The sequence below is a fragment of the Streptomyces shenzhenensis genome (genome assembly GCF_003688995.1).
In the GTDB taxonomy this organism is placed as follows: Bacteria; Actinomycetota; Actinomycetes; order Streptomycetales; family Streptomycetaceae; genus Streptomyces; species Streptomyces shenzhenensis_A.
In genome coordinates this window covers 43,348-65,348 of record NZ_PENI01000036.1, presented here as the reverse complement: position 1 = coordinate 65,348, position 22,001 = coordinate 43,348, and the positions used below count along the sequence as shown (strand labels likewise).

Annotated in this window: 22 protein-coding genes; 14 read left to right on the top strand and 8 right to left on the bottom strand. The window is 71.2% G+C overall.

Going from position 1 to position 22,001, the window contains the following annotated elements:
- Positions 1–18: 18 nt before the first annotated feature.
- The 8 genes from atpE (at position 19) to CTZ28_RS37865 (ending at position 6,863) form a co-directional block, all read left to right on the top strand.
- Positions 19–249 (top strand): ATP synthase F0 subunit C, encoded by a 231-nt coding sequence (gene atpE / locus CTZ28_RS37900; protein WP_028804225.1) that lies wholly within the window; start codon positions 19–21, stop codon positions 247–249.
- Positions 250–294: 45 nt separating this feature from the next.
- Positions 295–849, top strand: a complete 555-nt coding sequence (locus CTZ28_RS37895) for a F0F1 ATP synthase subunit B (RefSeq protein ID WP_121894300.1) — start codon at positions 295–297, stop codon at positions 847–849.
- Complete coding sequence (locus CTZ28_RS37890) at positions 846–1,661, top strand: F0F1 ATP synthase subunit delta (RefSeq protein ID WP_121894299.1); 816 nt, start codon at positions 846–848, stop codon at positions 1,659–1,661. Before CTZ28_RS37895 ends, CTZ28_RS37890 begins: the two co-directional genes overlap by 4 nt.
- A 128-nt stretch (positions 1,662–1,789) precedes the next feature.
- Positions 1,790–3,382 (top strand): F0F1 ATP synthase subunit alpha, encoded by a 1,593-nt coding sequence (gene atpA, locus CTZ28_RS37885; RefSeq protein WP_121894298.1) that lies wholly within the window; start codon positions 1,790–1,792, stop codon positions 3,380–3,382.
- 21 nt (positions 3,383–3,403) lie between these two features.
- A complete protein-coding gene (locus CTZ28_RS37880; RefSeq protein WP_121894297.1) occupies positions 3,404–4,318 on the top strand; it encodes a F0F1 ATP synthase subunit gamma in 915 nt (304 codons plus the stop codon).
- Entirely contained in the window at positions 4,318–5,754 is a 1,437-nt protein-coding gene (gene atpD / locus CTZ28_RS37875; RefSeq protein ID WP_121894296.1) for a F0F1 ATP synthase subunit beta, read from the top strand. The genes CTZ28_RS37880 and atpD overlap by 1 nt, the downstream gene beginning before the upstream one ends.
- 128 nt (positions 5,755–5,882) lie before the next feature.
- On the top strand, positions 5,883–6,257 hold the full coding sequence (locus CTZ28_RS37870; RefSeq protein WP_121894295.1) for a F0F1 ATP synthase subunit epsilon: 375 nt from the start codon (positions 5,883–5,885) through the stop codon (positions 6,255–6,257).
- A 159-nt stretch (positions 6,258–6,416) separates the two neighbouring features.
- Entirely contained in the window at positions 6,417–6,863 is a 447-nt protein-coding gene (locus CTZ28_RS37865; RefSeq protein ID WP_121894294.1) for a DUF2550 domain-containing protein, read from the top strand.
- 100 nt (positions 6,864–6,963) lie between these two features.
- Here the strand turns inward: CTZ28_RS37865 and CTZ28_RS37860 are convergent, their stop codons facing one another.
- The 3 genes from CTZ28_RS37860 to CTZ28_RS37850 form a co-directional block, all read right to left on the bottom strand.
- Positions 6,964–8,784, bottom strand: coding sequence for a glycoside hydrolase family 18 chitinase (locus tag CTZ28_RS37860; RefSeq protein WP_121894293.1), 1,821 nt, complete (start codon positions 8,782–8,784; stop codon positions 6,964–6,966).
- Positions 8,785–8,939: 155 nt separating this feature from the next.
- Positions 8,940–9,581 (bottom strand): response regulator, encoded by a 642-nt coding sequence (locus CTZ28_RS37855; protein ID WP_121894292.1) that lies wholly within the window; start codon positions 9,579–9,581, stop codon positions 8,940–8,942.
- Positions 9,578–10,747, bottom strand: coding sequence for a sensor histidine kinase (locus CTZ28_RS37850; protein WP_121894291.1), 1,170 nt, complete (start codon positions 10,745–10,747; stop codon positions 9,578–9,580). Before CTZ28_RS37850 ends, CTZ28_RS37855 begins: the two co-directional genes overlap by 4 nt.
- Positions 10,748–10,900: 153 nt before the next feature.
- Here CTZ28_RS37850 and CTZ28_RS37845 point away from each other — a divergent pair, with 153 nt between their 5' ends.
- The gene (locus tag CTZ28_RS37845; protein WP_121894290.1) at positions 10,901–11,464 is read left to right on the top strand and encodes a hypothetical protein; all 564 of its coding nucleotides are present in this window, start codon (positions 10,901–10,903) and stop codon (positions 11,462–11,464) included.
- A gap of 99 nt (positions 11,465–11,563) precedes the next feature.
- Here CTZ28_RS37845 and CTZ28_RS37840 read toward each other — a convergent pair whose 3' ends face one another.
- Positions 11,564–12,151, bottom strand: coding sequence for a cob(I)yrinic acid a,c-diamide adenosyltransferase (locus tag CTZ28_RS37840; RefSeq protein ID WP_121894289.1), 588 nt, complete (start codon positions 12,149–12,151; stop codon positions 11,564–11,566).
- Between the two features lie 188 nt (positions 12,152–12,339).
- On the opposite strand from CTZ28_RS37840, the gene CTZ28_RS37835 reads away from it, so the two are divergent.
- The 3 genes from CTZ28_RS37835 (at position 12,340) to CTZ28_RS37825 (ending at position 16,537) form a co-directional block, all read left to right on the top strand.
- Positions 12,340–13,188 (top strand): 3-hydroxyacyl-CoA dehydrogenase family protein, encoded by an 849-nt coding sequence (locus CTZ28_RS37835; RefSeq protein WP_121894288.1) that lies wholly within the window; start codon positions 12,340–12,342, stop codon positions 13,186–13,188.
- Between the two features lie 180 nt (positions 13,189–13,368).
- A complete protein-coding gene (locus tag CTZ28_RS37830; RefSeq protein WP_121894287.1) occupies positions 13,369–13,692 on the top strand; it encodes an STAS domain-containing protein in 324 nt (107 codons plus the stop codon).
- Positions 13,693–13,960: 268 nt separating this feature from the next.
- A complete protein-coding gene (locus CTZ28_RS37825; protein WP_121894286.1) occupies positions 13,961–16,537 on the top strand; it encodes an ATP-binding protein in 2,577 nt (858 codons plus the stop codon).
- A 59-nt stretch (positions 16,538–16,596) separates the two neighbouring features.
- Here the strand turns inward: CTZ28_RS37825 and nucS are convergent, their stop codons facing one another.
- Complete coding sequence (gene nucS, locus CTZ28_RS37820; RefSeq protein WP_121894285.1) at positions 16,597–17,268, bottom strand: endonuclease NucS; 672 nt, start codon at positions 17,266–17,268, stop codon at positions 16,597–16,599.
- 298 nt (positions 17,269–17,566) lie between these two features.
- Here nucS and CTZ28_RS37815 point away from each other — a divergent pair, with 298 nt between their 5' ends.
- Positions 17,567–17,959 (top strand): SCO5389 family protein, encoded by a 393-nt coding sequence (locus tag CTZ28_RS37815; protein ID WP_093499046.1) that lies wholly within the window; start codon positions 17,567–17,569, stop codon positions 17,957–17,959.
- 93 nt (positions 17,960–18,052) lie between these two features.
- On the opposite strand, the gene CTZ28_RS37810 is transcribed toward CTZ28_RS37815, so the two are convergent.
- Positions 18,053–19,081 carry an LLM class flavin-dependent oxidoreductase gene (locus tag CTZ28_RS37810; protein ID WP_121894284.1) on the bottom strand — a complete coding sequence of 343 codons (1,029 nt, stop codon included), beginning with the start codon at positions 19,079–19,081 and terminating at the stop codon, positions 18,053–18,055.
- A 222-nt stretch (positions 19,082–19,303) separates the two neighbouring features.
- Between CTZ28_RS37810 and CTZ28_RS37805 the strand changes: the two genes are divergently transcribed.
- Positions 19,304–19,645, top strand: coding sequence for an ATP/GTP-binding protein (locus CTZ28_RS37805; protein WP_121894283.1), 342 nt, complete (start codon positions 19,304–19,306; stop codon positions 19,643–19,645).
- Between the two features lie 25 nt (positions 19,646–19,670).
- Here the strand turns inward: CTZ28_RS37805 and CTZ28_RS37800 are convergent, their stop codons facing one another.
- On the bottom strand, positions 19,671–20,552 hold the full coding sequence (locus tag CTZ28_RS37800; RefSeq protein ID WP_121894282.1) for an ABC transporter permease: 882 nt from the start codon (positions 20,550–20,552) through the stop codon (positions 19,671–19,673).
- Positions 20,549–21,877: an ABC transporter ATP-binding protein gene (locus CTZ28_RS37795; protein ID WP_121894281.1), complete on the bottom strand. Its 1,329-nt coding sequence runs from the start codon at positions 21,875–21,877 to the stop codon at positions 20,549–20,551. Before CTZ28_RS37795 ends, CTZ28_RS37800 begins: the two co-directional genes overlap by 4 nt.
- Positions 21,878–22,001: the final 124 nt, after the last annotated feature.

Here is a 22,001-nt window from a genome sequence, read left to right as displayed (position 1 = left end):
GAAGAAGGAAGAACTGGCATGTCCCAGACCCTTGCCGCCGTCTCCGGCTCGCTCGGTTCCATCGGTTACGGCCTGGCCGCCATCGGCCCCGGCGTCGGCGTCGGCATCATCTTCGGCAACGGCACCCAGGCCCTGGCCCGCCAGCCCGAGGCGGCCGGCCTGATCCGCGCCAACCAGATCCTCGGCTTCGCCTTCTGTGAGGCGCTCGCCCTCATCGGCCTGGTCATGCCGTTCGTCTACGGCACCTGATCGACCGACCGATCAGCGACAGCCCCCTAGACGAAAGGCACTGACATGAGCCAGTTGCTCATTGTGGCGGCCGAGGAGGCGGAGAACCCCCTCGTCCCGCCGATCCCCGAGCTCGTCATCGGCCTGCTCGCCTTCGTCATCGTCTTCGGCTTCCTCGCCTGGAAGCTCCTTCCGAACATCAACAAGGTTCTGGAGCAGCGCCGCGAGGCCATCGAGGGCGGTATCGAGAAGGCCGAGGCCGCGCAGACCGAGGCCCAGAGCGTCCTCGAGCAGTACAAGGCCCAGCTCGCCGAGGCCCGGCACGAGGCCGCGCGGCTGCGCCAGGAGGCGCAGGAGCAGGGTGCCGCGCTCATCGCCGAGATGCGCGCCGAAGGCCAGCGGCAGCGTGAGGAGATCGTCGCCGCCGGTCACACCCAGCTCGAGGCCGACCGCAAGACCGCCTCGGCCGCGCTGCGCCAGGACGTCGGCAAGCTCGCCACCGAACTGGCCGGCAAGCTCGTCGGCGAGTCCCTCGAGGACCACGCCCGGCAGAGCCGCGTGATCGACCGCTTCCTCGACGGGCTCGATGACGCCGCTTCGAAGGCCGAGGCGACTCGATGAACGGAGCGAGCCGCGAGGCACTGGCAGCCGCACGTGAGCGCCTCGACGCGCTGACGGACGTCACGACCGTGGACGCGACGCGGCTCGCCGACGAGCTGGCGGCCGTCACCGCGCTGCTCGACCGCGAGGTGTCGCTGCGTCGGGTCCTCACCGACCCGGCGCAGCCCGGCGAGGCCAAGGCCGAGCTGGTCCGGCGCCTGATCGGCGGCCAGGTCAGCGGCCCGGCCGCGGACCTGGTGTCCGGTACGGTCCGCTCCCGCTGGTCGCAGCCGCGCGACCTGGTGGACGCGCTGGAGGAGCTGGCCGATGTGGCCGACCTCACGGCCGCCCAGCAGGCGGGCCGGCTCGACAGCGTGGAGGACGAGCTGTTCCGGTTCGGCCGGATCATCTCCTCGAGCACCGAACTGCGCGCCGCGCTCACCAGCCGCAGCGCCGGCGCCCCCGCCAAGACGGAGCTGCTGCGCCGGCTGCTCGGGGGCCGCGCCGCCGCGACCACCGAGCGTCTGGTGACGCGCCTCGTGACCGTGCCGCGTGGACGTAGCCTGGAAGCGGGAATCGAAGCCCTCTCCAAGCTCGCCGCCGAGCGCCGGGACCGCACGGTCGCCGTCGTCACCTCGGCGGTACCGCTGAGCGACACACAGAAGCGGCGCCTGGGCGCCGCCCTGGCGAAGCTCTACGGCCGCACGATGCACCTCAACCTCGATGTGGACCCGGCGGTCGTCGGCGGTATCCGGGTACAGGTCGGCGACGAGGTCATCAACGGCTCGATCGCGGACCGGCTGGAGGACGCCGCCCGCCGCATGGCGGGCTAGCAGCAACTCAAGAAGCAGTACTGATGGCGGCCCTGGTTGGGCCGTGCAGAGGATTCACCTCCAGATGGGGGGAGTCCCCATCCCCCCAAGTGAAACTTCGGGCCCAACAAGGAGAGCAGGGAACCCAGATGGCGGAGCTCACGATCCGGCCGGAGGAGATCCGGGACGCGCTGGAGAACTTCGTCCAGTCGTACAAGCCGGACGCGGCCTCGCGCGAGGAGGTCGGTACGGTCACCCTTGCCGGCGACGGCATCGCGAAGGTCGAGGGCCTGCCCTCGGCCATGGCCAACGAACTGCTGAAGTTCGAGGACGGCACCCTCGGTCTCGCGCTGAACCTGGAAGAGCGCGAGATCGGTGCCATCGTCCTCGGTGAGTTCAGCGGCATCGAGGAGGGTCAGCCGGTGCAGCGCACCGGTGAGGTCCTCTCCGTCGCGGTCGGCGAGGGCTACCTCGGCCGCGTCGTCGACCCGCTCGGCAACCCGATCGACGGCCTCGGCGACATCGAGACCGACGGCCGCCGCGCCCTCGAACTGCAGGCCCCCACGGTCATGCAGCGCAAGTCGGTGCACGAGCCGATGGAGACGGGCTACAAGGCCGTCGACGCGATGACCCCGGTCGGCCGCGGCCAGCGCCAGCTGATCATCGGCGACCGCCAGACCGGCAAGACCGCCCTGGCCGTCGACACGATCATCAACCAGCGCGACAACTGGCGCTCGGGCGACCCGAACAAGCAGGTCCGCTGCATCTACGTCGCCATCGGCCAGAAGGGCTCCACCATCGCGTCGGTCCGCCGCGCGCTGGAGGAGAACGGCGCGCTGGAGTACACGACCATCGTCGCCGCCCCGGCCTCCGACCCGGCCGGCTTCAAGTACCTGGCGCCCTACACCGGCTCGGCCATCGGCCAGCACTGGATGTACCACGGCAAGCACGTCCTGATCATCTTCGACGACCTCTCGAAGCAGGCCGACGCCTACCGCGCCGTCTCCCTGCTGCTGCGCCGCCCGCCGGGCCGCGAGGCCTACCCGGGTGACGTCTTCTACCTGCACTCCCGGCTGCTGGAGCGCTGCGCCAAGCTCTCCGACGACATGGGCGCCGGCTCGATGACCGGTCTGCCGATCGTCGAGACCAAGGCCAACGACGTGTCGGCGTTCATCCCGACCAACGTCATCTCCATCACCGACGGCCAGTGCTTCCTGGAGTCCGACCTGTTCAACGCCGGTCAGCGGCCGGCCCTGAACGTCGGTATCTCGGTCTCCCGCGTCGGTGGCTCCGCCCAGCACAAGGCCATGAAGCAGGTCTCCGGCCGGCTCCGCGTGGACCTCGCCCAGTTCCGTGAGCTGGAGGCGTTCGCCGCCTTCGGTTCCGACCTGGACGCCGCCTCCAAGGCCCAGCTGGAGCGCGGTCAGCGCATGGTCGAGCTGCTGAAGCAGGACCAGTACCAGCCGATGGCCACCGAGGACCAGGTCGTCTCCGTCTGGGCCGGCACCACCGGCCGGATGGACGACGTGCCGGTCGCCGACATCCGCCGCTTCGAGAAGGAGCTGCTGGAGTACCTGCACCGCAAGGAGCAGGGCCTCATGACCTCCATCAAGGAGGGCGGCAAGATGTCCGACGACACGCTGACGGCCGTGGCCGACGCGATCGCGGACTTCAAGAAGCAGTTCGAGACCTCCGACGGCAAGCTGCTCGGCGAGGACACTCCGGCCGCTGCCGCCAAGTGACGTAAGGAAGGGACCTGACTCATGGGAGCCCAGCTCCGGGTCTACAAGCGTCGCATCCGATCCGTCACCGCGACCAAGAAGATCACCAAGGCGATGGAGATGATCGCCGCCTCGCGCGTCGTCAAGGCGCAGCGCAAGGTGGTGGCCTCCACGCCGTACGCGCGGGAACTGACCCGCGCGGTCACGGCGGTCGGCACCGGTTCGAACACCAAGCACCCGCTCACCACGGAGGCGGAGAACCCGACCCGTGCCGCGGTCCTGCTCCTGACGAGCGACCGCGGTCTGGCCGGCGCCTTCAACTCCAATGCCATCAAGGCGGCGGAGCAGCTGACCGAGCGCCTGGAGCGCGAGGGCAAGCAGGTCGACACGTATGTCGTCGGCCGTCGCGGTCTGGCCCACTACAACTTCCGTGAGCGCAAGGTCACGGAGTCGTGGACCGGGTTCACCGACGAGCCGACGTACGCGGACGCGAAGAAGGTCGCGGCGCCTCTGATCGAGGCCATCGAGCGGGACACGGCCGACGGCGGTGTGGATGAACTCCACATCGTCTACACCGAGTTCGTGTCGATGATGACGCAGACGGCGCTGGGCGCCCGGCTGCTGCCGCTGCGCCTCGACGAGGTGGCGGAGGAGCAGCCCAAGGGCGAGATCCTTCCGCTGTTCGACTTCGAGCCCTCGGCGGAGGACGTCCTCGACGCCCTGCTGCCGCGCTATGTGGAGAGCCGTATCTACAACGCGCTGCTCCAGTCGGCCGCTTCGAAGCACGCCGCCACGCGGCGCGCGATGAAGTCGGCCACCGACAACGCGGGCGAGCTGATCAACACGCTCTCCCGGCTTGCCAACGCGGCCCGCCAGGCCGAAATCACCCAGGAAATCAGCGAGATCGTCGGTGGCGCGAGCGCCCTGGCCGACGCGACCGCGGGGAGTGACCGCTAATGACCACCACTGTTGAGACCGCGACGGCTACGGGCCGCGTCGCCCGGGTCATCGGCCCGGTCGTCGACGTGGAGTTCCCCGTCGACGCGATGCCGGACATCTACAACGCCCTGCACGTGGACGTCGCCGACCCGGCGAACGAGGGCGAGAAGAAGACGCTGACCCTGGAGGTCGCCCAGCACCTGGGTGACGGCCTGGTCCGTACCATCTCCATGCAGCCCACCGACGGTCTGGTCCGCCAGGCCCCGGTGACGGACACCGGCTCCGCCATCTCCGTCCCCGTCGGCGACTTCACCAAGGGCAAGGTGTTCAACACCCTCGGTGAGGTGCTGAACGTCGACGAGGCCTACGACGGCGAGCGCTGGCCGATCCACCGCAAGGCCCCGAACTTCGACGAGCTCGAGTCCAAGACCGAGATGTTCGAGACGGGCGTCAAGGTCATCGACCTGCTCACCCCGTACGTCAAGGGCGGCAAGATCGGCCTGTTCGGCGGCGCCGGCGTCGGCAAGACGGTGCTCATCCAGGAGATGATCTACCGTGTCGCCAACAACCACGACGGTGTCTCCGTGTTCGCCGGTGTCGGTGAGCGCACCCGTGAGGGCAACGACCTGATCGAGGAGATGTCCGACTCGGGCGTCATCGACAAGACCGCCCTGGTCTTCGGTCAGATGGACGAGCCCCCGGGCACCCGTCTGCGCGTCGCGCTGGCCGGCCTCACCATGGCCGAGTACTTCCGTGACGTCCAGAAGCAGGACGTGCTGTTCTTCATCGACAACATCTTCCGCTTCACGCAGGCCGGTTCCGAGGTCTCCACGCTGCTCGGCCGTATGCCGTCCGCGGTGGGCTACCAGCCGAACCTGGCCGACGAGATGGGCCTCCTCCAGGAGCGCATCACCTCGACCCGCGGTCACTCGATCACCTCGATGCAGGCGATCTACGTCCCCGCGGACGACCTGACCGACCCGGCCCCGGCCACCACCTTCGCCCACCTCGACGCGACGACGGTGCTCTCCCGTCCGATCTCCGAGAAGGGCATCTACCCGGCCGTGGACCCGCTGGACTCCACGTCCCGGATCCTGGACCCGCGCTACATCACGCAGGACCACTACGGCGCCGCGATGCGCGTCAAGACGATCCTGCAGAAGTACAAGGACCTCCAGGACATCATCGCGATCCTCGGTATCGACGAGCTCGGCGAGGAGGACAAGCTCGTCGTCCACCGGGCCCGTCGTGTGGAGCGCTTCCTGTCCCAGAACACCCACGTCGCCAAGCAGTTCACCGGCGTGGACGGCTCGGACGTGCCGCTCGACGAGTCGATCGCCGCGTTCAACGCGATCTGCGACGGTGAGTACGACCACTTCCCCGAGCAGGCGTTCTTCATGTGCGGTGGTATTGAGGACCTCAAGGCCAACGCCAAGGAGCTGGGCGTCTCCTGAGCCCCGCGCTCGTCCGAGAGGGGCGTGGACCCACTCCTTCCGGGGTGCGTCCGGCCCCTCTCGCCACGCCCATTAGAATTGACCCCACACCCGGCACCTGAGCCGGGTGGTGACCCGAGGAGCCACCCTTGGCTGCTGAGCTGCACGTCGAGCTGGTCGCCGCCGACCGTCAGGTCTGGTCCGGCGAGGCCACCCTGGTCGTCGCGCGCACCACGTCCGGCGACATCGGCGTCATGCCCGGTCACCAGCCGCTGCTCGGTGTGCTGGAGTCGGGCCCGGTGACCATCCGTACGAGTGATGGCGGCACGGTCGTCGCCGCGGTGCACGGCGGTTTCATCTCGTTCGCGGACGACAAGCTGTCGCTGCTGGCCGAGATCGCCGAACTGTCGGACGAGATCGACGTCCAGCGCGTGGAGCGGGAGCTGGAGCGCGCGAAGGCGGAGGGTGATGCCGCCGCCGAGCGGCGCGCGGATGTCCGCCTGCGTGCGGCGACGACGCGCTGACCGGGGACGCCTCCCAGTCCTCTAGGCTCTGGGGGAGCGTCGTGCGATGACGACACTCAGCCGCGGCCGGTACCGGAGCAATCCGGTACCGGCCGCGGCTGAGGCAGATGTGGGTGTTTTTTCCGTTCCGTTACCTAGGAGACGAGGAGGTCGGTGCCGATGGTCCTCGCTCTGACTGTGTGCGGAGTCGTGGTAGCGCTCGTGGTGGTGGGGCTGTTCCTGTTCGGTCTGCGCCGCCGGCTCATCCAGCGCTCCGGGGGCACGTTCGACTGTTCGCTGCGCTGGGACGTGGTGGAGAAACCCGACACCAGCGGCAAGGGCTGGAGCTACGGCGTCGCCCGCTACAACGGTGACCGCATCGAGTGGTACCGCGTCTTCTCCTACGCCTACCGGCCGCGGCGCGTCCTGGAGCGTTCCGCGATCGAGGTGGCCGGCCGCCGGGTCCCGGAGGGCGAGGAGGAGTTGGCGCTGCTCTCCGACGCCGTCATCCTGGCCTGTACCCATCGCGGCACCCGCCTCGAACTCGCCATGAGCGACGACGCGCTGACCGGTTTCCTCGCGTGGCTGGAGGCTGCCCCGCCCGGACAACGGGTGAATGTGGCGTAGCCGCATCCACCCGTTGCGTGGGGGGTTCCCCGACTAGGTCCGGGGGAGTGTCAAGGTCGCTCGGTGCCGGTTGGTCCGGCGAACCTTCTTGCGAACCGTCCTACGACAGGCCGCTGTTGATGGCGCTCACCAGTTCGCCGTTGCCGGTGTCGCCGCTGAACTCCCAGAAGAACGCGCCGCCCAGACCCTGGGTCTTGGCCCACGCCATCTTTGTGCCGATGGTCGCCGGGGTGTCGTACGACCACCAGTTGCTGCCGCACTTCGCGTAGGCGGTGCCCGCGACGGTGCCGGTGGCCGGGCAGGACGTCTTGAGCACCTTGTAGTCCTCGATGCCCTGCTCGTAGGTGCCCGCCGCCGCTCCGGTGGCGGTGCCGCCCGGGGCGTCCTGGGTGACGCCGGTCCAGCCGCGGCCGTAGAAGCCGATGCCGATGAGCAGCTTCTTCGCGGGCACGCCCTGCGCCTTGTACTTGGCCATCGCGTCGGCCGTGGTGAAGCCGGCGGTCGGGATGCCGCTGTACGAGGTGAGCGGGGAGTGCGGGGCGGTCGGGCCCTGCGCCGCCCAGGCGCCGAAGAAGTCGTACGTCATCACGTTGTACCAGTCGACGTACTGCGCGGCGCCCGCGTAGTCGGTGGCGTCGATCTTGCCGCCGGAGGAGCCGTCGGCCGTGGTGGCCGCGGTGACCAGGTAGTTGGCGCCGAACTTGGCCCGCAGCGCCGACATCAGGTTCTTGAAGGCGTCCCGCCCGCTGCTGTCGCAGCTCAGGCCGCAGGCGTTCGGGTACTCCCAGTCGATGTCGATGCCGTCGAAGACATCGGCCCAGCGCGGGTCCTCGACCAGGTCGTAGCAGGACTGCGCGAAGGCCGCCGGGTTCCTGGCCGCCTCGGTGAAGCCGCCGGACCAGGTCCAGCCGCCGAAGGACCACAGCACCTTGAGGTTCGGGTACTTGGCCTTCAGCTGGCGCAGCTGGTTGAAGTTGCCGCGCAGCGGCTGGTCCCAGGTGTCGGCGGCGCCGCTGACCGACTGGTCGGCGGTGAAGCTCTTCTCGTAGTCGGCGAAGGAGTCGCCGATCGCGCACTTGCCGCCGGTGACGTTGCCGAAGGCGTAGTTGATGTGCGTGATCTTGGCCGCGGAGCCGGACGTCACCAGGTTCTTGACGTTGTAGTTGCGGCCGTAGATGCCCCACTCGGTGAAGTAGCCGAGCTTGACCGTGTCGCCGGTGGGCGGGGGAGTGGTGCCGCCGGTGGTGCGCACGGCGACCGCGCCGCTGACCGGGCCGGTCTGGTCGGCGGTGTCGCGGGCCTGGACGGTGTACGAGTAGTCGGTGCCCGCGGTCAGGCCGGTGTCCGTGTACGAGGTGGACGTCACGGTGGCGACCTTGGCGCCGCCGCGCAGCACGTCGTAGTTCTTGACGCCCTTGTCGTCGGTGGCCGCCGACCAGGACAGCTTCACCGAGGTGTTGGTGATGTCGGAGGCCGTCGGGGTGCCCGGCGCGGACGGCGGGTTGTCGCCCGGTACCGAGGTGCCGTCACAACTGCCGCCGTTCAGCTTGCAGTTGGCGGGGGAGCCGGAGCCCGCGCCGTTGAAGCCGAAGGAGACCGAGGCGCCCGGGGCGAGAGTGCCGTTGTAGGACTTGTTCTTGGCGGTCCAGTGGGTGCCGGAGGACGTGACGTCCGCGTCCCAGGCGGAGGTGACGGACGTACCGGAGGGGAAGTCCCACTCGACCGTCCACGCGGTGATGGTCGTCGTGCCGGTGTTCTGGACGGTCCACTTGCCCTCGAACCCGGTTCCCCAGTCCGAGGCCTTGGTGTAGGTGGCCGTGGCGGTCTCGGCCGCCTGGGCGGGACCGGCGAGGCCGACCAGCCCGGCGAGGGGGAGCAGCAGGGTCGCGAACCCTGCCGCGGCTCTGTGTCTGAAGCGCATCGTGCGCCTCCTCTTGTGTCGTCGGCCACCGGGGCGCCGAAACCGGTGACCGGGGGTGTCGGGGGCATGACTGAGCCTTCACGCCCACTGTGCCGCGAGAATAGAAAGGTCTGGACCACGGGTCAATAGGTCTGGACCACTACCGAGGTGCCGGGCTAGATCCCCAACTCCTGTGCCAGCACCGCGGCTTGCACCCGACTGCGCAGCTCCAGCTTCGCCAGCAGCCGGCTGACGTGCGTCTTCACGGTCCCCTCGGCCATCTCGAGCCGCTCGGCGATCTCCGCGTTGGACAGCCCCTCGCCCAGACACGACAGGACTTCCCGTTCCCGTCGCGTCAGCGCGTCCAGCACCGCCGGATCGGCCGACGTCTCCCGCACCGGCCGGGCGGCGAACTCGGCGATCAGCCGCCGGGTGACCGCCGGGGCGATCATCCCCTCGCCGCGCGCCACCGTGCGCACCGCCGTCAGCAGGTCCTTCGCCTCGGCGTTCTTCAGCAGGAACCCGGCGGCCCCGGCCCGCAGCGCCCCGAACACATACTCGTCGAGGTCGAAGGTGGTCAGCACGAGCACATCGGCGAGCCCCTCCCCGACCACCTCACGGGTCGCCGACACCCCGTCCCTGCGGGGCATCTGAACGTCCATCAGCACCAGGTCCGGCCGCAGTTCCCGGGCCAGCCGCACCGCCCGCTCGCCGTCCGCCGCCTCGCCCACCACCTCGATGTCGGGCGCGCTGCGCAGGATCAGTACGAGCCCGGCGCGGACTGCGGACTGGTCCTCGGCGACCAGGACACGGATCATTCGGGGTCTCCTTCGGTCACGGGGAGGGTGGCGCGCACGGTCCACACGCCGCCGTCGGGACCGGCCTCGAAGCCGCCGTCCAGCAGCACGGCTCGTTCCCGCATCCCGATCAGACCGGCGCCGGAACCGGGCGCCCGCGGGCCGTCCGGACGGCCGTACGGGCTGCTCACCCGCACGTCCAGGACACCGTCCCGCTGGACGAGACGGACGGTGACCCGGCCCGGCCCGGCGTGCTTGAGCGCGTTGGTCAGGGACTCCTGCACGATCCGGTAGGCGGCGAGTTCCACGGGGGCCGGGACCTCGCCGTGATCGGTGTCGAGCGTGACGTCGAGACCGTTGCCGCGGGCGCCGTCGACCAGCGTGGCCAGGCTGTCCAGCGTGGGGGTGGCGAACGGCTCGCCGCCGGCGTGGTCCCGCAGGATCCCGATCAGCCGCCGCATCTCGGCCAGCCCCTCGACGCTGTTCTCCCGGATCACCCCGAGCGCCTCCCTGGAGGTGCCGGGGTCGTCGATCGACAGCGCCGCGGTGGAGTGGATGGCGATCGCGGACAGATGGTTGGCCACCAGGTCGTGCAACTCCCGTGCCACCCGGGCCCGTTCGGCGGCGACGGCCTGGGCGCGGTCCATCTCGGCGAGCAGCGCGGTCTGCTCCGCCCGCAGCCGTGCCGCCTCGGCCGCGTCCCGGTGGTTGCGCACCACCCAGCCGGTCGCGGCCGGGGCGAAGGCGACGACGCCCACGCCGACCCCGATGAGCATCCCCTGCGGATCGCGCCAGAGCGCGGCCGGCACCACCCCGCCGAGCACGGTGAGCAGCCCGGTGATCCACGGGAGGCGGCGGGCGACGGCGGGCGTGCCGTACAGGACCGCCGCGTACATCAGGTCCGTGTAGAGCACGATCGTGGCGACGCTGCCCCGGGTCAGCAGGTCCGCGACCATCGCGGCCGTGCCGATCAGCAGGCCCGCGCCGGGCCGGATGCGGCGCAGCAGTTCGCAGCCCGCCATCACGGCCAGCGGCACCAGGGGCGCCCAGTACCCGGGCCGGACGGCCAGGTCGTCCGAGGCCGTCCGCGGGAAGATGCCGACCGCCCACAGCAGCAGCCCGCCGAACAGCCCGCCCACGGCGATGCGCAGGTCGTCGCGGTGCGGGCGGGGCAGGTTCGGGGCCATGCCCTCCATCCAACACGGCCCGCGGGCGGCCCGCCTGCCCCCGGGGAAGGGTCCGCGACTGCATCTTTCGATGTACCGCGAGTTCGTCGCCGACGACGACGAAACCGGCGACCCGGGACGGGAGCCTGGAGAGGTGACAGAAAGGAGCGAACCGTGATCGTCGGGTTGATCATCGCCTGTGAGGTGGCGTTCTGGGTGCTGCTGGCGGCCGGACTTGCCTTCCGCTATCCGCTGCGGATGCCGCGTACCGGCCTCGCGCTGCTGCTGTGCGAGCCGCTGCTGGAGATCGTGCTGTTCACCGTGACGGCGATCGACCTCAAGAACGGCGCGGAGCCGGACTGGCGGCACGGTCTCGCGGCCGTCTACATCGGCTTCACTGTGGGTCTCGGGCACGCCACGATCAAGTGGGCCGACGCCCGGGTCGCCCATCGCTTCGCGGGCGGGCCGGCGCCGGTGAAGCCACCGAAGTACGGCATGGCCCGCGCCGTCCGCGAGTGGCGGACCGCGGGCCGCTGGATCGTCGCCTCCGTGGTCGCCATCGCGCTGTTGCAGGCCGCCGCCTGGTACGTCGGTTCCGACGGCGAGACCGGCTCGCTGCGGGCGTGGCAGCTGAGGATGGTGTGGCTGATCGGGATCAATGTGGTGATCGCCGCCAGCTACACCCTGTTCCCCAAGCGGGCACCCGCCGAGGACCGGAAGCCGGCCAAACTGCCCTGAGCGCGCCCCGCGCCCTGAAGGGGCGCGGGGAACTGCGCGACCAGCCACGATGGTGCCGCGGACGACCGACGGCACATCGCGGCATTTCCAGCGGAGCGCTCAGCGCTCCCCGCCCGGTACCCACAGCACGTCGCCGGTCTCCTTGTTCGCCGTGCGGGCCAGGATGAACAGCAGGTCGGACAGCCGGTTGAGGTAGGTCGCGGTGAGCGGGTTCACGGAGTCGCCGTGCGCCTCCAGGGCCGCCCAGGTCGAGCGCTCGGCGCGGCGGACGACCGTGCAGGCCTGGTGGAGCAGGGCGGCGCCCAGGGTGCCGCCCGGCAGGATGAAGGAGCGCAGCTTCGTCAGCCGCTCGTTGAAGCGGTCGCAGTCCGCCTCCAGCCGGTCGACGTAGAACTGCTCGATGCGCAGCGGCGGGACGGTGTCCTTCGCCGACGCGGGGTTCTCCACCACCGGGGTCGACAGGTCCGCGCCCACGTCGAACAGGTCGTTCTGCACCCGGGCGAGGACCTCGACCAGCTCCGCGTCGAGGCCGCCCAGCGCGATCGCCGTGCCCAGCACCGCGTTCGCCTCGTTGGCGTCGGCGTACGCGGCGATCCTCAGGTCGGTCTTGGCGACCCGGCTCATGTCCCCGAGGTTCGTGGTGCCCTTGTCGCCGGTCCTGGTGTAGATACGCGTCAGATTGACCATGTGGCCAATCTAGTCGCCGGCGGCATCAGCGGCGCCGGGACATCACCGCGCGGAACCCAATACCGACCGGCCGACGCCGAGTTCCCGACTGTGAGGAGGATCGCCGATCACCAGGCGCCCAGCCCTGTACCGGCACTGCTAATGTCCGCCGGAGAGGCAGACCTCAACAGTGCGTAAGGGGAGTCGGAGTGGCACGGAAGCTCGCCGTCATCGGGTCCGGTCTCATGGGGTCCGGCATCGCCCAGGTCTCCGCGCAGGCGGGCTGGGACGTGGTCCTGCGTGATGTCACCGACGAGGCGCTCAGGCGAGGCACCGACGCGATCAGGGCCTCGTACGACAAGTTCGTGGGCAAGGGCACGATGGAGGCGCACGACGCCGACGCCGCACTCGCCCGCATCACCGCCACCACCGACCTGGACGCCGTGGCCGACGCCGACCTCGTCATCGAGGCCGTCTTCGAGAAGCTGGAGATCAAGCACGAGATCTTCCGCGCGCTCGACGCCTTGGTGCGCCCGGACGCCGTGCTCGCCTCCAACACCTCGGCCATCCCCATCACCAAGATCGCGGCGGCCACCGAGCGCCCGGAGCGGGTCGTCGGCGTGCACTTCTTCTCGCCGGTGCCGATGATGCGGCTGGTCGAACTCGTCCGCGGCTACAAGACCAGCGACGAAACCCTCGCCACCGCGCGGGAGTTCGCCGAGTCCGTGGGCAAGACCTGCATCGTCGTCAACCGGGACGTGGCCGGCTTTGTCACCACCCGGCTGATCTCGGCGCTCGTCGTCGAGGCGACCAAGCTGTACGAGTCGGGCGTGGCCAGCGCCGAGGACATCGACCTGGCCTGCAAGCTGGGCTTCGGCCACGCCATGGGCCCGCTCGCCACGGCGGACCTCACCGGCGTCGACATCCTGCTGCACGCCACCAGCAACATCTACACCGAGTCGCAGGACGAGAAGTTCGCGCCGCCGGAGCTGATGCGCCGGATGGTGGACGCCGGTGACATCGGACGCAAGAGCGGGCAGGGCTTCTACACCTACTGACCTCCGGCCGGCATCAGGCCGGACGGGGGCGCCGAGACCGCACCAGCCCCTGGGATATCACCCTCAAGGGTGAATTCGGTATCGGTTCGCTTACAGACGGCAACCTGGCTGTCGCTGAAGCAGTCAGACCGTGCACAGCACAGTCACGGAGCACGCCGCCGCACTCACGGGGAGCGCATTATGCACATCAGGGGCGACCACGCCGAGCTGGTCGTCGGGGGCCGCCTCGACGTCCGCAGCGCGGCGGACGCCCGTACGGCCCTGCACTCGGCCGTCGATGACGGTGTCGGCGACCTGGTCCTCGACCTCTCCGAACTCGACTCCTGGGACGCCACGGGGCTCGGGGTGATCATGGGGGTGCACCGGCGGGCCGGCCGCTGCGGCCGGCGCCTGGTGCTGCGCGACGTGCCGCCCCAGATGCAGCGTCTGCTCGTCGCCACCCGGCTGCACCGGATCCTGGCCATCGAGGGGGGCATCGGGGTCGAGTCCCTGCCCCGGGTGTGACGCCGCGACCGGGAGTGCACCGGGCGAGCGGGGAGACCCGGGCGCAGACCGTAGAACCGCACGTCATGCGCAATCCTCCCAAGACCGTGACGTCTCGGGCCGACCGGTACCCCGGCCTGTTGTGGATGGTGTGCCAAGGTTTAAGGTTCGCTCGCCCGCTGCCATACGAACCCTCGAGCGGGCCCGGACCAGAAGCGACAGCGCGGTGTGCAGCAGGCCGGGAGGGGCCGGATACGGGCACACCACGTTTTTGGGGGCTTGAGAACCTATGGACCCGATCAAACCGGGACCCGAGGACCACGGCCACGACGGTGGGGACACCTCCCGGGCGAGTGAATTCGAGACCGGGCCAGGCGACCCGCCGCGCCCGCGTGCGCCCCGGGAATCCCTCACACCGGACTTCGGCCAGAGCACACCCGCACTCGCCCGCACGGTGCAGCTCGTCTCCGGTGACTTCCTGCTCACGGTCAACCCCGTCGACGGCAGCGAGATAGAGCCCTGCCCGCCGGGGGAGCGGCCCGGCAGGCCCGTGAAGTTCACCGCGGCCGAGCGCGCCTCGGCCGAGCGCGCCGCACGGCCGCCCGTGCCGCCGGGACCGGCCGGGCCCACGCTGCCGCTCCTGGAACGCCAGGACGAGCGCGAGCGCCTGGTGCGGCTGCTGGCCCGCGGCCGCTCCGTACGCCTCACCGGGCCCTCCGGGTCCGGTCGCACCGCCCTGCTCGACCTCGTCGCCGAGGACTGCGCGGACCTCGCCCCCGACGGCGTGGTCCGGCTGAGCGGCTTCCACCGCACGTCGGGCGAGCTGCTGCACGACCTCTTCCACGCCGTGTACGACGCGCCCCGGTACCGACCCGAGCGGGAGGAGCTGCTCGGCCTGGTCGGCGAGATCGGCGCCGTCGTCGTGCTCGACGACATCGAGTTCGGCGGTGCCGCCCTCGACGAGCTGATCGTGGCCACCCCCGAGTGCGCCTTCCTGATCGGCGCCACCCCCGACGTGCCCGCGCCGTCCGCCGAATCCGCCGTCGAGGAGATCTTCCTCAACGGCCTCGACCGCGCCGGCGGCGTCGACCTGCTGGAGCGCGCCGTCGGCCGTGTCCTCACCGAGGAGGAGGCCAACTGGGCGGGCGACCTCTGGTTTGAGTCGGAGGGCCTGCCGCTGCGCTTCGTCCAGGCCGGCGCCCTGCTGCGGCAGCGCGACCGGCTGCGGACCAGCGTGGGTGCCGTGGACGAGTTCGGGGTTTTCGAGGACGTACGGCCCCCTTCCCCGCGCTCGGCGGCGGCCGAACCGGGCGGCGGCCCCGCGTCCTTCGGCACGGACGCCGAGGACGCCGAGGAGGTGCCCCTGCCGTCGCTCGGCGAGGCCGCGGCGCCCGCTCCGCTGCTCGCCTCCCGGCTGAGCGCCTCGGCACGCGCCGCCCTGCGGCTCGCCGTCGCCCTCGGCGGTGAGGTGCCGCACCAGGCGCATCTGCCCGCCCTGGCCGGCGACACCCACGCGGACGCCGCGCTCGGTGAACTCGCGGGCTGCGGGCTGGTCTCCCCGGTCGGCTCCCGCTACCGCCTCGCGGCGGGCGTGCAGACGCAGTTGGAGGCCGCCGGATACGCCGACGACCTGGCCGCCGAGGCCCTCACCGCCGCCCAGCACTACTCCTGGTGGGCCGGCCACCCCTCCGTCACGCCCGAGCGGGTGTGCGCCGAGGCCGACGCCGTGCTCGCCGCGCTGGCCGTCCTCGTGCCGCAGCCCCCGCCGGCCGCCGAGGACGAGGAGAGCCCCGCCGTCGGGCTCGCCCGCACGGCCGCGCCCGCCTTTGCCTCGGGGCTGCACTGGGGCGCCTGGGAACGGGCGCTGCGGTCCGGCGCCGAGGCCGCCCGGATCGCCGGTGACGTGGCCGAACAGGCCTACTTCCACCACGAGTTGGGTGTCCTCGCGCTGTGCGGCGGCCAACTGGACCGGGCCCGCGCCGAACTGGAGGCCTCGGTCGGTCTGCGCGGCGCCCTCGCCGACAAGCGGGGCGCCGTGGCCGGCCGCCGTGCCCTCGCCCTGGTCGCCGACCGCGCGGGCGATGTGCCCGGGGGCGGAGCCGGCGCGGGCGAGAAGGCGGCCGCGCGCCGGGACGAGTCCGCCGCGCCGCCCGGCGGCGTCCCCGCGGGCTTCCCGTCCGCGGCACCGCCGGTCGCTGACACGCTCGTCAGCCGTCGGAGCGGGCCCCCGGCACCCGCGCAGAAGCCCGGCGGCGGGCTGCGCCGGCTGGCCCGGCGCAATCTGGTGGCCGCCGGTTCCGGCGCGCTGCTCGCGGCCGTGCTCGGCACGGTGGTGACGCTCGGCATGACGACCCACGACAGCGCCGACGACCCGTCCGGCAAGGTCGACGTCAACCCGTCGGCCGGTGCGGGCACCGACGACGGCAGCCTGGGCGCGGACACGCCCAAGAAGGACAGCGGCGACACCGGCACGGCGACCAGCAGGCCCACCGACCCGGGCCCCGACGGCACGCTGGGCACCTCGGACGACCCGACGCCGCCGTCGTCGCCGGCCATGACCGGGCCGTCGGACGACCCGAGCGGGACGCGGCGGCCGGGCGGTGACGACTCGCCGTCCTCGCCGTCCACGTCGCCCACCGGCAGGCCGCCCACGTCGACATCGCCGACGTCCAAGCCGTCGCCGTCGACATCGCCCACACCGCCGTCGACTCCGCCGGAGCCCTCCGAGTCGCCGAGCTCGGATCCGACGCCGACCACGTCCGACTCGGCCAGCGGCCCCGCCTCCAGCGCACCGGCGGAGGCGAGCAGTTCGGCGAGCGCCCCGGACGGCACGGGCTCGCCGAGCGGCCCGGATTCCGTCATCTGAGGCGGCGCGGGCCGGATCCGTCGCCCGGATCCGGCCCGTCCCGCACTGTCCCGCGTCGCTCAGAACAGCCGCAGCTTGTCGTCCTCGATGCCCCGCATGGCGTCGTAGTCCAGCACCTGGCAGCCGATGCCGCGGTCGGTGGCGAGGACCCGGGCCTGGGGCTTGATCTCCTGGGCGGCGAAGACGCCGCGGACCGGGGCGAGATGCGGATCGCGGTTCAACAGCTCCAGATAGCGGGTGAGTTGCTCCACGCCGTCGATCTCACCGCGCCGCTTGATCTCGACGGCGACGGTCTGTCCCGTCGCGTCCCGGCACAGGATGTCGACCGGGCCGATGGCGGTCATGTACTCGCGGCGGATCAGCGTGTAGCCCTCGCCGAGCGTCTCGATGCGGTCGGCGAGCAGTTCCTGGAGGTGCGCTTCCACACCGTCCTTGATCAGGCCGGGGTCCACGCCGAGTTCGTGCGAGGAGTCGTGCAGGATCTCCTCCATGGTGATGATGAGCTTCTCGCCCGCCTTGTTGATGACGGTCCAGACACCGTCCTCGTCCCCTGTCCCCTCCTTGAGAGTGCAGGGCGGCGACATCCAGTTGAGGGGCTTGTAGGCCCGGTCGTCCGCGTGGATCGAGACGCTGCCGTCCGCCTTGACCAGGATCAGACGGGGAGCCGAGGGAAGGTGGGCGGTGAGCCGACCGGCGTAGTCGACGGAGCACCGGGCAATGACGAGACGCATGGTCGGCAACGCTACTCGACGCGCCCCGACGGCCGCGATTCGCCCACCGGTCTCGCCTCGTCCCGGTCGACCGGATCCCGGCGGGTCGTCCCCTTACCCGTGTAAAGAGTTGTTCATCCCTGGCCGATTGTGCGCCCAATCCGATCGGCCCATGTACGCATTCTGCTGGTGCCGTCACCGTCGGTTGCCTACCGTAGGGAACGGGAGGTCGCGACCTGTGTACTCAGCGTGTTCGACATCGCGAACTCCCTGACCTGTCCGGCAACCCCTGCTGTGCGGGGGTGCGAGAGGAGAACCCATGTCGCTCGACGTCTCACCGGCCCTACTCGAACAGGCCGAGCGAGGCGAGGTCGACGAAGCCGATTTCGTCGACTGCGTCCGGACCTCCCTGCCCTACGCGTGGGAGATGATCAGCTCCCTGGTGGCCCAGCTGAAGGTGGACGGCGGAGAGTTCGCCGACAACCAGACGCCCCCGCCGGACGAGCAGGCACGCGGTCAGCTGCTGCGTGCGCTCGCGAGTGACGCGATACGCGGCGCGCTGCAGCGGCACTTCGGTGTGCGGCTGGCCTTCCAGAACTGCCATCGGGTGGCGGTGTTCCCGCTGGACGCCTCGGTCGACGAGACGCTGGCCCGCTTCACCTCGGTGCGCAACCAGTTGCTCAACCAGTCGCCCGAGCTCCGGGACTGCTGACGGTGTGAGCCGCCTGCTTGCCGCTCCGCCCGCGGGAGGTGCATCCAGTACCGGGGCGGCAAGCTCCCCGCTCGGCGCGGACACCGCACGGCGTCAGCGGAGTTGGGGGAGCACCTCGGTGCCCAGCCGCCGTACGTTCTCCTCCGTCGTCGCGAGGTCCCCCGAGCCCTCGACGAGCAGTGCGAAACGGGAGATGCCCGTCCGTTCGGAGGTCGCCGCGAGCCGGTCCGCGCACAGTCGCGGGGTGCCCACCGGGTGCAGCCCGCAGAGGAGTTCGGTGTAGGCGAGGGGATCGCGCATCGCACGCATCCGGCCGTCCACCGTCGTATGCGCCTCCAGCCCCTGTTTCAGCCAACCCGGCATCGCCTTCAGCAGCGTCTCCACCGCATCCGTGCGTCGGTCGGCGAGCTGGCAGACGCCCGCCGACACATGGGCGGCGCGGGCGATCTCGTCGGCGGGCCGCCCCGTCGCGCGCGCGTGCCGCCGCCACAGGGCGACCATCTCGGCCTTCTCCTCGTCCCCGATGTGCATCCCCAGCAGCATCGACAGGCCGCGCTCGGCCGCCAGCCGGACGCTCGCCGGCGAGGTGCAGGCGACCACGACCTCGGGGCCCGGCACGTCCGTCAGCGCCTCCGTCGGGCGCGGCACGACCGGGACCGCACGGAAGGCGAACCGCTCGCCCGAGGCCGCGACCGACGGTTCGCGCAGCCAGCGCACCAGCAGATCGAGTGACTCCGGGAACCCGTGCTCGTACGCGGCGAGGCCCGAGCCGAACACCTCCAGATCCACCCAGGGGCCGCCGCGGCCGACGCCCAGCGTGAAGCGCCCGCCGCTGGTCACATGCAGCAGCGCGGCCTGTTCGCCGAGGGCGACCGGATGGACCGTGGGGAGCACGCTGACGGCCGTGCCGACCTGGATGCGGCGGGTGCGGCCCAGCAGCAGCGCGGCCAGGGTGATCGCGGACGGGCAGGTGCCGTACGGCACGAAGTGGTGCTCGGCCAGCCACACCGCGTCGAGCCCCGCTTCCTCGGTGACCTGCGCCGAGCGGACCGCCCGGTGCAGCGCCTCCCCCTGGCCCTGCCCCGGGAACTGGGCGGCCAGCACAAAACTTCCTACGTGCATGGTCTTTCCTGCTTTCGTGGCTCCGACGCGGAGCTCCCCCGACCGGCATAACCCTCTGACACGTGCCGAGGACACGGCCTGGCGACGGGATTTGCGGATTGTCTGCAGAATGCCTGGCCCTGCTGGGCGACTTGTGTGGTTTGAGGTCCTTCGCGTACCCCCGTGCGGGCCGCGTACGCTGGACACAGTCCCTGCATCCTGTATAGCCCCGTGAGGTGTCCCGTGTCCCCGCGTCGCAACCGGCCCAAGGACCCCAAGGGTGCGGCCTCGTCCGGCCGGAGCGCCGAGGACGACCGCGCCGACCGCTACGGCGGCTGGCAGTCCACGGAGCAGTGGCAGGGCGAGGACTGGAACGTGCGTCATGTCGCCGGGGCCAGCGCCCAGGGCAAGACCTACCGCTGCCCCGGCTGCGACCAGGTGATCCCCTCCGGCCTCCCGCACGTGGTGGCCTGGCCGGAGCACGCGGGCGTCGACGACCGCCGGCACTGGCACAAGGCCTGCTGGAACGCGAAGGACCGCCGCACCACACGGGTGCAGCGGTCCCGTAACACGCCGCGGTTCTAGATCACTTCGGGGTGGCGCCGCGGGGTCAGACGTCGCGCTTCTCCAGGAGCAGGCAGGCCGCGCCGAACGCCACCGCCGTGACACCCAGGGCGATCCACAGCGGATCCCAGCCCGACGGGCCGGAGTTGCTCAGCGAGTTGGCGTAGAAGACGCTCAGCTGGTTCGGGATCGAGTACTCGAAGAGCAGCTCGCGCACCTTCTCCAGCGACGACGAGAACATGAACAGCGCGATCACCAGCGGCGCGAGCAGGGCGCCGATCATGATGGTGATCGCGCCCGCCGAGTGCCGGATCATCGAGCCGACGACGAGCGAGAGCAGCCCGAGCAGCGCGATGTACAGGCTGACGCCCACCGTGCCCTTCAGCCACTCACCGCCGGTCGGGGTCCGGAAGCCGGGCGTGCCGTCCAGCATGGACGTCTGCGCCAGGGCGACTAGGGAGGTGGCCGCCAGCGTGACGACGAAGGCGACGACGAAGAACACGATCGCCTTGGCCGTCAGCACGCGCACCCGCGAGGGGCAGGCCGTCATGGTCGTACGGATCATGCCGGTGCCGTACTCCGACGCCGTGGTCAGCACGCCCAGCGTGATGACGCACATGGTGCCGAGCAGCAGTCCGAAGAAGCCGAGGGACAGCGGGTTCTCGCCGGACATGTCCGAGGTCGAGCCGCTGACCAGCGACCCGGTCAGCAGGCCGATGCCGACCACGAGGAGGACGAACACACCGAGCGTCCACATCGTCGAGCGCACCGACTTGATCTTCGTCCACTCGGAGGCGAGCGCATGTCCGAGATGGGTGCGCACCACCGGGATCGGCGAGGTGTACCCCGGGAACGGGCCACCCGGCGCCGGCCGCCAGTCGGTCGCGTCCACGGCTGCCTGGGGCATCGGGGGCTGGTGGGTGCTCATCGGGCGTCCTCGGGCTTGGTCGGGTCGGCGGAGACGGGCGCGGACGGGGCCGGCTCGGCGGCCGGCGCCGCGGGCTGGGCCGGCGCGCCCGCGGCGGGCTGCGCCTGGGGCGGCTGCGGGGCCGGCTGGGCGTACGGGTTGGGCTGCCCCGCGCCGGGCGCCGCCGGGGCGCTGTACGGGTTCGGTGCGCCCGCCGGTGCGCCGTACGCCCCTGCGGGCGCTCCCTGCCCGCCGTAGGGGCCCGCGGGCGCGCCGCCCGGCGCCTGCTGCCCCGGCGGCATCGTGAACGCCTGACCGCCCTGCTGGGGTGGCGGCGGGGCGTACCAGCCCGGCTGGCCCTGGCCCGGCACCGGCATCGGCGGCTGCGCGCCCGGCGGCAGCGGCTGCTGCAGCCCGGCCTTCTGGTCGATGGTGGAGCGGTAGTCCACGGCGCCCTGCGTCATCCGCATGTACGCCTCCTCCAGCGACGCCTGGTGCGGCGACAGCTCCCACAGCCGTACGTCGGCCTCGTGCGCCAGATCGCTGATGCGGGGGAGCGGCAGCCCCGTCACGCGCAGCGCGCCGTCCTGCTCCGGCAGCACATGCCCGCCCGCCTCGGTGAGCGCGGAGGTCAGCTTCTCGCGGAGTTGGGGCTCGGTGTCCGGGGTCCGCACGCGCGCGAAGTCGGCGGAGTTGGCCGAGATGAAATCCGTCACACTCATGTCGGAGAGCAGCTGTCCGCGCCCGATGACGATCAGATGGTCGGCGGTCAGCGCCATCTCGCTCATGAGGTGGCTGGAGACGAACACCGTCCGCCCCTCCGCGGCGAGCGCCTTCATCAGGTTGCGCACCCACAGGATGCCCTCGGGGTCGAGCCCGTTGACCGGCTCGTCGAACAGCAGCACCTGCGGGTCGCCGAGGAGCGCGGCCGCGATGCCGAGCCGCTGGCCCATGCCCAGGGAGAAGCCCTTGGACCGCTTCCTGGCCACCTCCTGGAGGCCGACGACACCGAGCACCTCGTCCACGCGGCGGGCCGGGATGCCGGACAGCTGGGCCAGGCAGAGCAGGTGGTTGCGGGCGTGCCGGCCGCCGTGCACCGCCTTGGCGTCGAGCAGCGCGCCCACCTGGCGGGCGGCGTTCGGCAGCTTCCGGTAGGGGTAGCCGCCGATCGTCACCGAGCCCGCGGTGGGAATGTCCAGGCCCAGGATCATCCGCATGGTCGTCGACTTCCCCGAGCCGTTCGGCCCGAGGAAGCCGGTGACGGCTCCCGGCCGCACCTGGAAGGAAAGGTTGTGCACGGCGGTCTTGTCGCCGTAGCGCTTGGTCAGGCCGACAGCCTCGATCATGCTCCGGTCCCCATCGGAAGGTATGCCTCGAAAGTTCAGGACAGCGGGGCACACGCCCCCGTAAGGGTTAGGAGCTTATCCGGGTGCTGACGGTTCCGCCCAAGGCACAGCAAAGGCCCGTCGT